Annotated in this window: 10 protein-coding genes and 3 pseudogenes; 12 read left to right on the top strand and 1 reads right to left on the bottom strand. The window is 57.9% G+C overall.

What is annotated here, in order from left to right:
- Positions 1–53: 53 nt before the first annotated feature.
- The 9 genes and pseudogenes from A37A_RS0111655 to A37A_RS17335 form a co-directional block, all read left to right on the top strand.
- Positions 54–1,019: an IS481 family transposase gene (locus A37A_RS0111655; protein WP_018291675.1), complete on the top strand. Its 966-nt coding sequence runs from the start codon at positions 54–56 to the stop codon at positions 1,017–1,019.
- Positions 1,020–1,073: 54 nt separating this feature from the next.
- Positions 1,074–1,850 (top strand): TIGR04255 family protein, encoded by a 777-nt coding sequence (locus A37A_RS0111650; protein WP_020494375.1) that lies wholly within the window; start codon positions 1,074–1,076, stop codon positions 1,848–1,850.
- Between the two features lie 320 nt (positions 1,851–2,170).
- A complete protein-coding gene (locus tag A37A_RS0111645) occupies positions 2,171–2,809 on the top strand; it encodes a hypothetical protein (protein WP_155996661.1) in 639 nt (212 codons plus the stop codon).
- Positions 2,810–2,897: 88 nt separating this feature from the next.
- Positions 2,898–3,458, top strand: a complete 561-nt coding sequence (locus A37A_RS0111640; RefSeq protein ID WP_018291671.1) for a recombinase family protein — start codon at positions 2,898–2,900, stop codon at positions 3,456–3,458.
- Positions 3,459–3,652: 194 nt separating this feature from the next.
- Complete coding sequence (locus tag A37A_RS0111635; RefSeq protein ID WP_020494373.1) at positions 3,653–4,654, top strand: hypothetical protein; 1,002 nt, start codon at positions 3,653–3,655, stop codon at positions 4,652–4,654.
- A gap of 230 nt (positions 4,655–4,884) precedes the next feature.
- Positions 4,885–5,289 carry a transposase gene (locus tag A37A_RS0111630; protein ID WP_018291669.1) on the top strand — a complete coding sequence of 135 codons (405 nt, stop codon included), beginning with the start codon at positions 4,885–4,887 and terminating at the stop codon, positions 5,287–5,289.
- A 173-nt stretch (positions 5,290–5,462) separates the two neighbouring features.
- A pseudogene (locus tag A37A_RS22070) lies at positions 5,463–5,647 on the top strand (helix-turn-helix domain-containing protein).
- Positions 5,648–5,751: 104 nt separating this feature from the next.
- Positions 5,752–8,835, top strand: a complete 3,084-nt coding sequence (locus tag A37A_RS0111620) for a BPTD_3080 family restriction endonuclease (protein WP_018291668.1) — start codon at positions 5,752–5,754, stop codon at positions 8,833–8,835.
- A pseudogene (locus A37A_RS17335) lies at positions 8,832–10,844 on the top strand (site-specific DNA-methyltransferase); the annotation flags it as partial. The gene A37A_RS0111620 and the pseudogene A37A_RS17335, both read left to right, overlap by 4 nt.
- 24 nt (positions 10,845–10,868) lie before the next feature.
- Here the strand turns inward: A37A_RS17335 and A37A_RS0111610 are convergent.
- On the bottom strand, positions 10,869–12,077 hold the full coding sequence (locus tag A37A_RS0111610; protein ID WP_018291667.1) for an ISL3 family transposase: 1,209 nt from the start codon (positions 12,075–12,077) through the stop codon (positions 10,869–10,871).
- 190 nt (positions 12,078–12,267) lie between these two features.
- Between A37A_RS0111610 and A37A_RS17330 the strand changes: the two are divergent.
- The 3 genes and pseudogenes from A37A_RS17330 to A37A_RS0111590 form a co-directional block, all read left to right on the top strand.
- Positions 12,268–13,194: pseudogene (locus A37A_RS17330) on the top strand (site-specific DNA-methyltransferase); the annotation flags it as partial.
- A gap of 10 nt (positions 13,195–13,204) precedes the next feature.
- Positions 13,205–13,612 (top strand): hypothetical protein, encoded by a 408-nt coding sequence (locus tag A37A_RS0111600; protein ID WP_018291665.1) that lies wholly within the window; start codon positions 13,205–13,207, stop codon positions 13,610–13,612.
- Between the two features lie 202 nt (positions 13,613–13,814).
- Positions 13,815–15,926 (top strand): 3'-5' exonuclease, encoded by a 2,112-nt coding sequence (locus A37A_RS0111590; protein ID WP_018291663.1) that lies wholly within the window; start codon positions 13,815–13,817, stop codon positions 15,924–15,926.
- Positions 15,927–15,990 lie beyond the last annotated feature (64 nt).

Here is a 15,990-nt window from a genome sequence, read left to right as displayed (position 1 = left end):
GGGCGTGCGGTGCTTCGGGAGGTTGTGGCAAGCTGGAAAGCCGAGGTAAAGGCATGAGGATCACCCTCTACAAGAATGCGACGACTACGCCGGCGATCCGCACGGCGATTCAACGGGCAACGGGCAGCGATTACGAGTTGGCGACGGCGTTTCGCGTGACTCGGGAGACGATTCGTCGGTGGCGGAAGCGGGATTTTGTCGAGGATGCCAGCCACACCCCGCATCATCTTCCGACGACACTCAATGTGGGACAGGAAGAGCTGGTGATCTACTTGCGCACGCAGCTCCAGCTACCGCTGGACGATCTGCTGGCCGTCATCCGCGAATTTATCGAACGCTCCATGACCCGCTCGGCCTTGGGTCGGCTCCTGCGGCGTCGAGGCCACTCCCGGCTGCCTCAACCGGAAAAACCGGCCAATCCCACCCAACCCTTTAAAGTTTACCTGCCGGGCTATTTTCATGTGGACCTCAAATACCTGCCCCAGATGGCCGACGAGACTTCTCGCCGTTATGTCTTCGTCGCCATCGATCGAGCGACTCGTTGGGTCTTCCTGGCGGTCAAGCGTGCAAAGACCCCAGCGGCCGCACGCAGCTTCCTCCATGCGCTGGCCAAGGCGGCACCCGTGAAAATCCAAACCATCCTCACCGATAACGGCAAGGAGTTCACCGATCGGGTCTTCGGCCAAGAACCCAAGGATGCTACCGGAGCCCATGAGTTTGACGCGCTCTGCCAAGCATTGGGAATCGAGCACCGCCTGACCAAGCTGAAGTCGCCTCGCACCAATGGCATGGTGGAGCGCTTCAACGGAAGACTGGCCCAGATCCTCCGTACGCATCACTTCCAAAGCTCCCTCGACCTGAAAACCACGCTCCACCACTACGCCTGGCTCTACAACGAACACCTCCCTCAAAAATCGCTCAATCACCAAACCCCACTTCAGGCCCTCAAAACATGGCAACAATCCCATCCGCAGCTCTTCCAAAAAATAGTACGTAATCATCCGGGACCTGCCACTTAAGAACCGCGCAGCTTCGAGACGGGATCAGCCAGGCAAAGACATGAAACAGGAGTGATGATGTACGATGAGATTTGTTACGAGAGTAGTTTTCTGAAAGAAGCGATTGCACGCATTGATTTTATTGCGCCGATTGAAGAGCTGAGCAAATCATTACCGCCCAAGTTGGCTGACGCGCTCTCTAAACACTTTCCAATAAGTGAACCAACCGAGGCGATTGCACAGCAACTTCAGTTAACTGGCGAAAAAGTGAGACACAATCAAACGCGCTTCACGAAGTGGACTTTCTTTGGCAAAGAGCGTGAGAAACAGCTAGTTCTGATAGCGCAGTGTGTATTTGTCAGATACGAAAGATACACCACGTTTGAAGATATGAAGGGGCAGTTTACCGCTGTCGTTGACGCCGTGAAAAAGGCGTTTCCCGACGCAAGAGCAGGTCGCTTTGGCCTGCGATATATCAATCTCATCGAGATTCCAGACTTAGCCACTCCCACCACATGGGGCGATTATATCGCTCCTGCACTGCTGGGAACGATGGCTTTCTTTACGCAGCCGCGACATCTGACTCGACTCATCCAGGTCGCTGAACTCAAGCGCGAAGGCCTCGATGTGAGGTTCCAGTTCGGCATGCCCAATCCTGACTATCCGGCGATGATGAAACGTCCTCAATTCCTTTTAGACATCGATGCTTATGTGCCAACGGTGCATGATCTTGGGGAGTCGCTTCAACACATGGAACGGGGGCACGGGCTAATACAGGAGTTGTTTGAGATGAGCATTACCAAGCAGCTCCGGGAGCGGATGAATGCCAGATCAGTCTCCGTTCAAGAGTGACTATGACAAAGGTGAGGGGACAACCTCACGAACTGACGAGGTTCCGCCCGAAAAGCCGATCACTGCCACATCGCAGGCATTTTCCACGGGACCGGGCAGTCTGTCCACTGATGTCGCAAACGTTCAGCTTTTTGGAACTGACTATGACAAAGGTGAGGGGACAACCTCACGAACTGACGAGGTTCCGCCCGAAAAACCGACCACTGCCACATCGCAGACGCCTTCCACGGGACCGGGCAGTCTGTCCACTGATGTCGCAAACGTTAAGCTTTTTGGAGCTGAAAAGCCGCGTCGGGTTGTGATCCGAGGGAGGATTTCCCGTGAATCATGACGTTAATGTCAGAGTGAGGAGAAGACGTCTGGGACGAATCTCGCAAGGCGACATCTTCCGCGAAGTCGAATGCGTTGAATATGTTGCCGAGAAGCACGGGGTGCTGGAAGTAAGCAAGCTCGTGTTCCCCCTTGTTGTTGTTCTGACGCAAGATTGCGATCTGGAACAAGACGCGCGCTATCGGACACGGCAGGGGAAGAAGCCACAGTCCGACGACAAAAAGCTGTTTTCCGTTCTCGTTGCACCACTCTACAACGCCGATCACGTGTATCAAGGTCAGCATCTCCTTGATTTAGAGCTGACTATGGCCAAAATGAACAAGGAGAAGACGGAAGGCAGAACGCTCCGGCAAAACGAGCGGCCCCGTTACCACTACCTGAGTTTTCCGGAAGACGTTCCCATTGTTCCGTCTATTGTCGACTTCAAGCACTATTTTTCGGTCAATTCGTCATACTTGGCAAAACTCAAGCCGAAGCACCTTGTGTGCGGCCTATCCGCGCTTTACCGGGAGGACCTTTCGCAACGCTTTGCGGCCTACCTAGCTAGAATCGGGTTGCCTTATCTTCCAGCAGATGTCGGTCATGTTGGAGCATGCCCTAACCTGGCGTCAGGCGGAGCGGCGAAATAGCGTCAGACTAGAGTCCATTTCTGAATTTATTTACATCTACCGGCAAGGGTAATAGAGTTATTCCTGACACATTTCCCTAAGGAGCACCTTGCACGGTCAGCGCATCGGCTACGTCCGCGTCAGCAGCTTCGACCAGAATCCGGAACGCCAACTTGAGCAGGTTTCGGTGGATCGGCTATTCACCGATAAGGCTTCGGGCAAGGACATCCGGCGTCCCGAGCTGGAACATCTGATCGCCTTCGTGCGCAGGGGCGACACAGTGGTCGTTCATAGTATGGACCGCCTGGCGCGCAACCTCGACGACCTGCGACGACTGGTGCAGAAGCTCACCCAGCGCGGCGTGCGGATCGAGTTCGTCAAGGAGAGCCTGACCTTCACAGGCGAGGACTCGCCGATGGCGAACCTCATGCTGTCGGTGATGGGCGCGTTCGCCGAGTTCGAGCGAGCCTTGATCCGCGAGCGGCAGCGCGAGGGCATCGCACTTGCCAGGCAGCGGAGGGCCTATCGGGGTCGCAAGAAAGCGCTGTCTCCGGAGCGGGTGTCCGAACTGCGCCGGCGATCCGACGCCGGCGAGAAGAAGGCACAACTCGCCCGCGAGTTCGGCATCAGCCGTGAAACCCTCTACCAATACCTGAGAACGGATAACTGACCATGCACCGGCGCTCCATTCTGTCCGCCGCCGAGCGAGAAAGCCTCTTGGCGCGTCCGTTTGCATCTTGCCTCTCATTCCAGTGGCTTCCTTTTTAGCTTAACCACTGGTCGGATGTTTAGGGACTGACTTCGCGCTTTCGGAGCTTTTAGACTAGATTCAAAAGGAACACCGTGGCATGATAATATGGTTATATGAATGTGATTCCACCTCGCCGGTTCTTCCATAGTTTTCCACGCCCTAAATCGGGCGAAAACGAGGATGCCACGATCGAGCGTGGCTTGGCCATCTTGGGTGCTATGAGAACAATTGGCCTAGTCCTCGCGCCAGAAATTGTTGAGTGGGATCTACAGCAGATAACTGGCGGGCGAGAAGAACTAAAACTGCTGCAACGGCGTGCTTCATTTACTGAATTGTCCGATGCTGAACTGCCGCGACATAGCAGACTTTTCGGCCCAATCTCTTTGTCTTTCGACATAGGGTCATTACGTGAAGCAGGTGCGACGCCGGTCATGTATATACCGAACGGGGTTGGCAGCAGCGCTCTTAGCCACATCGGCACATTCTGCGTCCGCGGCGCCTACCACACCCGGTATGTGTTGCGTCAGCTTCAGGGCCTGAAGGAAATTAGCGATTCGCCGACGGCTAGCGCTAGGTGGGGGTGTCCCGTCTCTCCAGATTATAAATTGACGCTAACGAATACAGATGCCACCGACAAAGTTGTCGCGAGCTACGACCTCGCTGCGTCGGACGTTAAGAATATCCTTCAGTATTTGGGCTACAACAACATACCCTTCGCTCACAGCGTCGGGATACTGACGATCTTCATGAATATGTTCTACCCCACGGACAACAAGCACGCCCGCGACGGGTTGGGGTACTACCGGCAACGCGAATGGCGCTTGATCGCTGGTGATGTCAACTTCAACGGCCGACCCATGGGCCGCCCGTTGTCCGGTGCAGAAATCTCAGTGCTCGAAACAACTGATCCAGATTTCTGGACTCGACAAATCACCTACGACGGAAAAGCATGCAAGCGCTCCGAGTTTGCGCTCGTTTATGATCCAGTTCCCGACTGGAATGTCTTTGACCATATTCAGTCTGTCATTGTCCCGGAGCGGGCCGCTGATACAGCGCAAACGATTGTCGCAGACAAGCCGGTACGCGTTTTGGAGAAGTTGTGTCCAGCAACGTAAAGAAGTTCATGGCGTGGACTTTGGCGCCTGAACAGACACTAAAGCGGGCTCTCCGGGGAAGGACCGGACGGGGGGCAGCATACCAAGCAAGCCGTGGTCGACCGCGAGAAAGCAATCGTGTCGACGGCCGATGCCCGGGCGATTCGCGGTCAAGGACAGGACACTTCGACTTCGTCGATCCTCCTTGACGGCGGCTTGCCAAGCGCGCCTCGTTTTCCGATTCTTTGGGCATGGGCGCGAACAAACTTTTAGCGAAAAGCGACGGGCAGAAGAGTCTGCGCGCTTCCCTTTGCGCCACCTATCCCCGATTGGGAAGAGCCATTGGGCTGCGGGAGGCTCTGCAAGAGATCCTTGCCCAAGAGGATCCCCAAGAGCTCCGCTGGTGGCTCCAGTGGGCCGACTGCAGCCGGCTCACTCCCTACCGAAGGCTTTCCAAGACGATCAAAGAGCACATGGACGGCGTCCTTGCTTTCCTCCAGAGCCGGGTGACCAATGGTCTCATCGAGGAGAAAGGCGGCCTCATCCAGCTCGCCAAAAGGATGGCCAGAGGGTTCCGAAGCTTCCGGTGCTTGCGGATCGCCGCTTCCCTCAAAGCCGGAAAGCTGACGTTGGATCTTCCCGCCGTGGCCACTTAAAACGGAGAATAGGCCTTGAAAATGCGCTTCCCGCGCGGGTTTTGGGATGCGCTGCTGCGGCGGCTCCACCCCCTGCCACCGCTGCTCACCGCACGGATGAACGATCACCATTATCTTCTCTGATTTTCTCCGATCTTTTATATACTTCCCCAAACGCGAGTTACGGAGGGCGCATGACCGACGCAATCCTGACGATCCGGGATGTGGCGGAACTTCTTAAATCAATGAGAAGACCGCCTACAAGCTCACCTCGCCGGGCAAGTTTCCTGGCTTCAATGTCGGCGGGTCGTGGAGGTTCAGGCGACAGGAAAGCGCAAACTGGAGGAAGCGCAAGGTGGAAGAACAACAACGGGGGTAGCCGGGAGTGATAATCCAGTACCACTCCAAATCACTTGCCCATGCGCTGAGCGGAAGGCACAAGGCCCTTATCCTCGCCCCTGCGAAGAAGGGGGGCGCGCGACCATGACGACCCCAGCCAGCCCTTTCTTCGAACAACCTATCCTCAACTCCCCCTATGAGGAACCGACCCGGCACCATCCTCTTGATGCCGAAGGCCAGCCGCTCAATGAGCCGCCGCGCAACGGACGGCGAAAGTCCGAACTCATCACGCCTGTCCCCAAGCCGCGCAAAAAGAAGCGCAAGAGCGCCGACTGGGATCAGGGCAGCCTCGACCTGCGAAACGACGACGGGCTTTCGACCAAGGAACAGGAATACAACCCGACTCCCATCATCAATGAGATTCGTACCCATGTCGGCGCATGGCGGCAATCAAACCCAGCCGTTTGGGGCGTGACGCCCGCCACGGCGCGGCTCCTCAATCATTGGCGCAGCTATCAGTTTCAGGGGGTGCGCCCATTCTTCTGTCAGGTGGAGGCTGTCGAGACCGTCATCTGGCTGACAGAAGTTGCCCGAAATAAAAAGCAATATGCCCGTATCTGGGAACACATCCTCGGGGCCAACGAACAGGCCAACCCTGGATTGCTTCGCCTTGCCATGAAGATGGCGACCGGCGCGGGCAAGACCACCGTGATGGCGATGCTGATCTCGTGGCAGGCGGTTAACGCCGTGCGCTCTCCCACCAGCAGCAACTTCTCGCGCGGCTTTCTGATTATCGCGCCGGGTATCACGATCAAAGACCGCCTGCGCGTTCTGCTACCCAGCGACATCGAAAGTTATTACCGCGTCCGCGAACTCGTTCCCGGCGACATGCTGGATGACATCAACAAGGCGAAGATCGTCATCACCAATTACCATGCGCTGCAACTCAAAGAGATTCTGGAAGTCAACAAGGTCGGGCGCTCGCTACTCCAAGGACGCCACGCGCTGATTGCGACCAAGGAAACCGAAGGCCAGATGGTTCGGCGTGTGGCCGAAGAACTCATGGGCCTTAAGAACATTGTCGTCATCAACGATGAGGCCCACCATTGCTATCGGGAGAGGCCGAATAACGAAGATATCGACGAGTTGAGCGGCGATGAGAAGTCCGTCGCGAAGGAAGAAAATGAGGCTGCGCGACTTTGGATTAGCGGCATCGAATGCTTTAAGAAGAAGCTTGGCGTTCGAGCCGTTTACGACCTGTCCGCCACACCGTTCTTCCTGCGCGGCTCGGGCTATGCCGAAGGCACGCTCTTTCCCTGGACGATCAGCGATTTTTCGCTGATGGACGCCATCGAATGCGGCATTGTGAAACTGCCGCGTGTTCCGACCGCAGACAATATCCCCGAGGCAGATGTCCCAGTGTTCCGAGATCTGTGGGAGCACATCCGCGACGAGATGCCGAAGAAGGGGCGCGGCAAGGGGCGGGGCGACCTTGATCCCGATTCGCTTCCGGCCAAACTCCAAACTGCCCTTGTCGCCCTCTACAATCACTATCAGGAAACATTCGAGAAGTGGGCCAAGGCCGGCATCGAAACGCCTCCGGTGTTCATTGTCGTCTGCAACAACACCTCCACGTCGAAGTTGGTCTACGAATGGATTTCCGGCTGGCAACGCCCCGTCGCCGAGGACCGAGAGGAACTGCGCAGCTTCCACCCTGCCCACCTTGAATTGTTCAGCAATTTCGATGAGCACGGCAATCGCCTTTCCCGTCCCAACACGCTGCTGATCGACAGCAAGCAGCTTGAATCGGGAGAAGCGCTCAACGACGATTTCCGCCGGGCCGCCGCCCTTGAGATCGAGCAATACAAGCGCGAGATCGCGCAGCGCTCCGGTGCGGGCGAAGTCGGTGAATTGTCCGACTCCGATCTACTGCGCGAGGTCATGAACACGGTCGGCAAGAAAGAGCGGCTTGGCGAACAGGTGCGTTGCGTCGTGTCGGTCGCTATGCTGACGGAGGGCTGGGATACGAACACCGTCACCCACATCCTCGGCGTCCGCGCCTTCGGCACCCAGCTTTTGTGCGAGCAGGTCGTCGGGCGCGGCCTACGCCGCTATTCCTACGACCTGAATGCCGAAGGGCTGTTCAACGTCGAATATGCCGACATTATGGGCATCCCGTTCGACTTCACGGCGAAGCCCCAGGTCGCTCCGGTTAAGCCGCCCAAGAAGATGACGCGCGTGGCGGCGGTGCGCGAGCGCGTTGCGCTGGAAATGATCTTCCCGCGCGTGGTCGGTTACCGCATCGACTTGCCAGAAGAAAAGCTGCAAGCCAACTTCACCCCAAATTCAAAACTGGTTCTCACCCCCGATATGGTCGGGCCGGGACAGACCTTGCTCGAAGGTATCCTCGGCGAAGGCGTCACCCTCACCGTCGCCGAAATGAAGGACAAGCGCCCCAGCACCGTGTCCTACGAACTGGCGAAGTATCTTCTTTATTCGTATTTCAAAGACGGGGACGGCGAACCTAAGCTGTATTTGTTCTGCCAAATCCAGCGCATTGTCCGCCGCTGGATCGACGAAGGCTATCTTGAGTGCAAGGGCGGTACCGGACCCTGGATGCTCCAAATCCTAAGCATCGCCGCGCAGGCCGCCGAGCGCATCTATAACGGCATTGCAGCCGCCATTGGCGACGAAGAACGCATCCGCGCCGTCCTCGATCCCTACAATCCGAAAGGCTCGACCCGCCATGTCGGGTTCATGACGAGCAAAGATCTCTATACGACCGACCCGGCCAAGAGCCACATCAACTACGTCGTCTGCGACAGCGATTGGGAAGCCGAGTTCGCCCGCGCCGCCGAGGCGCATCCGCGCGTTCTGTCCTACGTCAAGAATCAGGGCTTGGGCCTCGAAGTTCCGTACAAGGACGGATCGACGGCGACATTCTACCTGCCGGATTTCATCGTCAACATCGACGATGGACGCGGCCCCGATGATCCCCTGCACCTGATCGTCGAGGTCAAGGGCTATCGCCGCGAGAACGTGAAGCTCAAATCCGAAACCATGCGCCAGAAATGGATCAGGGGCGTGAACAACCTTGGCACTTATGGACGCTGGGCGTTCGAGGAATTCACCGACGTGTTTGAAATGCAGAAGGAATTCGCCGCGTTGATTGAGCGGGCGGTTGAGGCGAATGGCGACTACCAACTGAAAGAAGCGAGCGAGGCATGAACAAGGGGAGAAGAAAAACGGCGGGTGCGCCCAAGCAGATTGAGACGCTGACGCACACGGAAGCCAAGCGTAAGAACATCCCGACCGCTGAGCTTCAGTCAGCCGCGCAGCGGGCGGAAGAAATCGCCCCCTTCGCGCCTGTCGTCTATCCGCGCCGCTATCCCCTTGCCGAGGGCGAAACCCGCCCGCGCGATGCCGACCTCGATCCGCAGCTTGTCTGGAAAGGCGCGCGCATTCGCCTGACGCGGGAGCAGATCGAGAAGGCGGCGGAGAGCGGCTATGTAGACATATCCGATGCTCAACTCGTATGGCGCGGCAAGGACCAGCAGGATTGGTCGGACCTCGTGGTGAATGCGCCGCCGCTCTACATTCAGGAGAAGATTCACCCCAAGGCGATCATCGACGACCTGGTGCGCCGCACCAAAGCCAAGCGCGAAGCCGAGAGCGATATTGCAGACCTGTTCCAGGACTTCAACGGTATCGATCCCGAAGCCAAGACAGAATTTTACCAGCACGACCAGAACTGGTCGAACCGCTTCATCCTTGGCGACAGCTTGCAGGTGATGGCGAGCCTTGCCGAGCGCGAGAACCTGCGCGGAAAGGTGCAGTGCATCTATTTCGATCCGCCTTATGGAATCAAATTCAATTCGAACTGGCAGGTGTCAACGCGCTCGCGCGACGTAAAGGACGGCAAGATCGAAGAAATCTCCCGCGAGCCGGAACAGGTGCGCGCCTTCCGCGACACATGGAAAGACGGAATCCATTCGTATCTGACCTATCTGCGCGACCGCCTCACCGCGATGCGGGACTTGCTGACGGAGAGCGGGAGCATCTTCGTGCAGATCGGTGACGAGAACGTCCATCGCGTTCGGGCGCTGATGGATGAAGTGTTTCAGCGTGAAAATCTGATAGCCGAGATCGTTAACTCCACAACAACAAGTTCATCGTCGCAATATATCGACACGACGGCAGATTATATTCTTTGGTATGCAAAAGACAGAAGTAAGACAAAATATCGTGCTCTGCTCCTAGACAAAGTTGGAGCGAGCAGCACAGATGCGCTCTATCGTCACTCCCGCACGGTGGATGGTATTTTTCATCGCGGCGTTTTGCCGGGTGCGATTGATAGCGACGCTGAACCGCGCCTCTTTCGTATCGACCAGCTTACATCACAGACGCAAGCCAACACCACCAACTACGAAACAGAGTTTGAAGGGAAACTCTATCCCGTTGGAAAACGCCAATGGGCTACGCCTATTCACGGGATGGAAAGATTGAAGAAGGCGAGCCGCGTAATCGTGTCAGGAAGCTCGCTGGCTTATGTAAGGTTTCTCGATGACTATAGCGTAGTACCGCTGCGTAACATTTGGATGGACACCGGTACGGGTGGCTTCACAGAATCCAAGGTCTATGTTGTCCAGACAGGCACCAAGGTTGTGCAACGCTGCATTCTCATGGCGTCCGACCCCGGCGACCTTGTGCTTGATCCTACCTGTGGCTCCGGCACGACACCGACCGTTGCCGAGCAATGGGGCCGTCGCTGGATCACCATCGACACATCGCGCGTGGCGCTGGCGCTCGCCCGTGCGCGGGTAATGAGCGCGAAATATCCCTATTACCTTCTGGCCGACAGCAAGGAAGGTCTGCTGAAAGAAGCAGAATTAACCGGCAAGCCGCCGGTTGACGGGCCGACACATGGCGATATTCGCCAAGGCTTCGTTTACGACCGCGCGCAGCACATCACGCTGAAATCCATCGCCAACAATGCCGAGATCGACGTGATCTGGGAGGAGTTTCAGGCAACGCTGGAACCGCTGCGCCGCGAACTCAACGCAGCGCTGGGCAAGAAGTGGGAAGAATGGGAAATCTCGCGCGCGCCGATAGAGGAATGGTCGGCCAACGTCAAAGGGATTCACAAGGCGTGGTGGGAACAGCGCATCGCACGGCAGAAGAAGATCAACGAGTCGATTGCCAAGAAAGCCGATGTCGAACTTCTCTACGACCGGCCATGCCTCTTCGCTGTTTTTCGTGGGTTATGAGGTTACGACGGGAAGATCCAACGTCAGCTTTCCGGCTTTGAGGAAAGCGGCGATCCGCAAGCACCGAAAGCTTCGGAAGCCTCTGGCCATCCTTTTGGCAAGCTGGATGAGTCCGTTGATCGCCTCGATGAGGCCATTGGTCACCCGGCTCTGGAGGAAAGCAAGGACGCCGTCCATGTGCTCTTTGATCGTCTTGGAAAGCTTTCGGAAGGGAGCAAGCCGGCTGCGGTCGGCCCACTGGAGCCACCAGCGGAGCTCTTGGGGATCCTCTTGGGCGAGGATCTCTTGCAGAGCCTCCCGCAACCCAATGGCTCTTCCCAGTCTGGGGTAGGCTGCACAAAGGGAGGCACGCAAACTCTTCTGCTCCCTGCTTCGCGTCCATTCGTTGCCTCGCAGCGCCCAGAGGCTTCCCTTCGGCAGCAGCCCCTGACGCACGAACTCCTTGCGTACTTGGTCGACCGCCTCCCCCGCCATCTGCATGAGGTGGAAGCGGTCAAAGACGATGTCCGCCTTGCGGAAGTGCTCCTTGGCTCCGGCAATGTAGGAGGGGCTCATGTCCATGCAGATCAGCCCGATCTGCTCNGGATCCGCTCCGTGCTCCCGCATCTCCTTGGCAAATGCCTCCAAGGTCTCCTTTCCTTTGCCCTCCACCAGGAAGAGGAGCTTCCGGCTGTCCGCGTCGGTAACGGCGGTCACGTAGCGGTGACCCCGCTTGCTGCTTGTCTCGTCGACCAGGATCCGCTTCACCCCGCTCCAATCCTCCTTCCGATAGGCCTTTTCCACGTAGTGCTCCAAGATTCTCCACAGCCGGGTGTCCTGCTCCTTGAGCATCTCGGCCACCTGGGAAACCGGCATCTCCTGGGAAAGCATCCGGATGACCGCCTCCATCATCAGGGTAAACCCGCTCCCCGGCCTGGCCCAGGGAACTTCCGCCAACCGCACTCCGTGCTCCGGACAGTCCACCCGTGGAACCCGCGCCACCAGCTCGGTCTTGTACTGCCAGAAGTTCATGTGCCTCCACCGCTTCTCCACCGTGTCGTGCGCAGGAGAAGGACGCCCGCATTCCGGACAGGGGAACCGATGGCCCTCTCGAAAATCGAGCCAGATCTTCAAGGTATGATCCACCGCAGAAAGTTCGCTTCGAATCACCTTCCATTCCGGACCCAACTGTAAGGCCATCCCAAAAAGCTTGTTCGCATCCATGCCCGAAGAATCGGAAAACGAGGCGAGCTTGGCAATCCGCCGTCAAGGAGGATCGACGAAGTCGAAGTGTCCTTGACGGCAATTCGCCCGGACACAAAATCCGCCGAAGACGGATGGCAAGAACACCGTTTCTTGCCATCCCTCAATGGCAAATCTGCCCCCTCCGCCCATTCTATTCAGCGAAGAGCCCCGGCCATATGAGGATAAATCCCGCATCCGCGTTGCCGGACCATTCACGGTCGAAAGCCTTTCGCCCCATCGTGTTGTCCCGTCCAGCGAAAATGAGCTGACCGGCGAGATCGACGCCGAAGGCAAGCGCAAACACAAACTCCCCAAGGGCACAGACGAACTCAACGATTTCACCACTATGATTCTGGAACACCTCAAAACTTCGGGTGTCCAGCAGGCGAAAAAAGCCGACCGCATCATCTTCACATCCATTACCGGTTGGCCCGGCACCTGGATCGCCGCCGATGGCCGGTTCATGGAAGGCGACACGGAAAAGCACGCCGCGGTCTTTATAGGGCCGGAGTTCGGCACGGTCAGCCGCGCCGACCTGACCGCCGCCGCGCGCGAGGCGCAGGAAGCGCGCTTCGACGCGCTGATCGCCTGCGGCTTCAATTTCGAGGCGCATACGTCCGAACTGAACAAGCTTGGCCCGCTACCGATCCTCAAGGCCAAGATGAACCCCGAGCTGCACATGTCGGACGAACTCAAGAACACCGGAGCGGGCAACCTCTTCGTGGTGTTCGGCGAACCGGACATCAAGTGGGATTTCAACACGGACGGCGAGATCGTCGTCGAAGTCTTGGGCGTCGATGTGTTCGACCCCAAGACCGGCGAAGTCCGCGCCAGCGGCAAGGACGACATCGCCGCGTGGTTCATCGACACAGATTACAACGAGGAAAGCTTCTTCGTCCGCCACGCCTATTTCATGGGCGCGAACGACCCCTACAAAGCGCTCAAGACTGCCTTGAGGGCCGAGATCGACGAGGATGCTTGGGCGACCCTCTACCGGGACAAGTCGCGTCCATTCCCGCGCCCCGACACAGGCCGCTTCGCGGTCAAGGTCATCAATCACTTCGGCGATGAGGTGATGAAAGTGTTTGCGGTGTAGGGGGCGAGCGATGCTGCGACTTGAGATAGACGGAAAATGGGAGCCGGAGGACTTTATTGAAGTTCTTAAGGGCGTTGAATCCCTATATTACAAGGCAGCCCTCCGCCGACGCTTCCCGAGATTCCCATATGAGCCGGATTTCTACTGGTTCGACCGCTCTTACCTGCCTGTGTCCTTTGAAGAGTATCTAAACTTGGCCAACGACCGGCTTCTCGCACGCGCTCGCGCAACGGCACCCGCTGAGTATCGAATGAAGGTCGCGCGGATTTCGTATGCTTCTCCGGGAAACATTGATCTCGCTGGCATGGGACATCTGTGCGATGCGGTTAAGGGCATAATTGGCAGCTTCTTGAAGTTTTCACAGAACGCAATCGTCGCCGCGAAGCCGACGCGCAGGCGCGGATTGAGACTGAAATAAAGAGAGAATCGCTTAGGAAGATGAAGATTAAAACCGCGCGGCAAATCTTAGAGCTTCAGCGCGATTTTCCTGACGCTTCCCAAGACATTTCGATCGCGCTGATCGGGAACGATCTGGATAGGCTTATTCCGCGCATATCCAAAAGAAAGCTTCTCGCCGCTCGGATTGTTGATGGCGAGCCTCCCAGGGATGCCGAGGGGGCATGATCTTCTGCATCGCTGATTGCTTCCAAACCGCGTTGCGCCGCCTCTCTGCCCAGGAGCAGAAGGCGGTCAAGGAGACCGTTTTCGATTTGCAGATGAACCCCGCTGCGCCGGGGCTTCAATTCCACCGCATAGACCAGTCGAAAGACCACAATTTCTGGTCAATGCGCGTCAACCGCGACATTCGCCTGATTGTCCACAAGACGCAGGACAGCTTCCTGATCTGCTACGTCGCCCACCATGACGATGCCTATGCGTGGGCCGAGCGCCGGCGCATCGAAACCCATCCCAAGACCGGCGCGGCGCAGATCGTCGAGGTGCGCGAGCGCGTTCAGGAAATCGTCATCCATAAGCCCATCGAGGTGGAGCAGCCTGCAACGCCGATCCGCGTCGTTCTGCCGCCGCTGTTCCCCGGTATCACGGACGAAGAACTTCTGACCTACGGCGTCCCGGTCGATTGGCTTGCCGACGTAAAGGCCGCCACGGAAGACACGATCTTCGATCTTGCCGAGCATCTGCCGCGCGAAGCGGCGGAAGCGCTGTTGGACCTCGCCACCGGCGCGAAGCCGCAGATACCTGCCGTCACCGCGCCAGAGGTTATCAGCCCCTTCGAGCACCCCGACGCCCAGCGGCGCTTCCGCGTCATGGAGGATGTCGAAGAACTCAAACGCGCGCTCGATTTCCCGTGGGATCAATGGACGGTGTTCCTGCATCCCTCGCAGCGGCAGGTCGTGGAGCAATCGTACAGCGGCCCCGCACGGGTGTCAGGTTCTGCCGGAACGGGAAAGACCGTTGTTGCCCTGCATCGCGCCGCGAACATCCTGCGCCAGTACCCGCAGGCGCGGCTCTTGCTCACGACTTTTTCGCTACCGCTTGCCAATGCGCTTGAAGGCAAGCTGCGTATGCTCACTGGCGAGGATAAGAGCATCGTTCCCCGCGTGACCGTGCTGCCCTTCAAGGGTGTCGCGCACGAGCTGTTCACGTTGGCGTTCGGGCACCACCCGAGGGCGGCGACCGAGGATCAAATTCGCGGGGCGCTCAAAATGGCGGCTGGTGAAGCGTCCTTGAGCAGCTTAACCCCGCGCTTTCTCGCTTCCGAATGGCTCAATGTCGTCGATGCGTGGCAGTTGGACAGCCTCGACGCCTATCGGGACGTTCCCCGGCTGGGCCGCAAGAACCGCCTTGGCGCGAAGCAACGCGAAAAACTCTGGCCCGTATTTGTGCGGACAAGGCAGCTTATCGAGGCGCAGGGGCTTCTCACATGGGCGTCCATCTTTGGGAAAGTCACCGCGCATTTTGCGCAGCGGGCCGACAAGCCTTTTACCCATGCCGTGATCGACGAAGCCCAAGACCTTGGCGTGCCAGAACTGCGGATGCTGGTCGCCATCACGCCGGGCGGCTCCGATACGCTTTTCTTCGCTGGGGACCTCTGCCAGCGCATCTTTCAGGAGCCGTTTTCGTGGAAGAAGCTCGGCGTCGATATCCGCGGGCGCTCGCGTACCCTCAAGGTCAACTATAGAACCTCGCACCAGATCAGGCAGGCGGCCGACCGCCTTCTGCCAAAGATCGTGCAGGATGTTGACGGGAACGAGCAGGACCGGCGCGGCACCGTCTCCGTGTTCAACGGCCCCGACCCGGAAATCCAGACCTTCGCTGACGCCGACAGCGAGATCCAGGGTGTGGCCGACTGGATCGGGCAATCCGTGGCCGATGGAATCGCCCCCGCCGAGATCGGTGTATTCGTACGCGCCAACGACCAGCTTGCCAGGGCGCGCGCCGCCGTGAAAGCCGCGGGTCACGCACAGTTGGAACTTTCTGAAAGGCTTGAGCAGCCACAGGGTCGAGTTGCCATCGGTACCATGCATCTTGCGAAGGGCCTCGAATACAAAGCCGTTGCCGTCATGGCATGCGACGACGACGTATTGCCCCTGCAGGAGCGCATCGAGACGGTCGCCGACGAATCGGAACTCGACGAGGTTCACGACACCGAGCGCAACCTATTCTACGTCGCCTGCACCCGTGCCCGCGACAGGCTGCTTGTTTCTGGCGTTAAACCCGCGTCGGAATTCTTCGCCGACTTCTCCGCTCCGCAAAGCCGAAACAACGTCTGACCGAACTTCCTCTGCGCTGATGCGTACGCGACTGCAGCAGAACGCGACGACTTTTTCGTTCTGC

It is taken from the genome of Verrucomicrobium sp. 3C (assembly GCF_000379365.1).
GTDB lineage: Bacteria > Verrucomicrobiota > Verrucomicrobiia > Methylacidiphilales > Methylacidiphilaceae > Methylacidimicrobium.
This window is presented reverse-complemented; position numbering and strand designations above follow the sequence as displayed.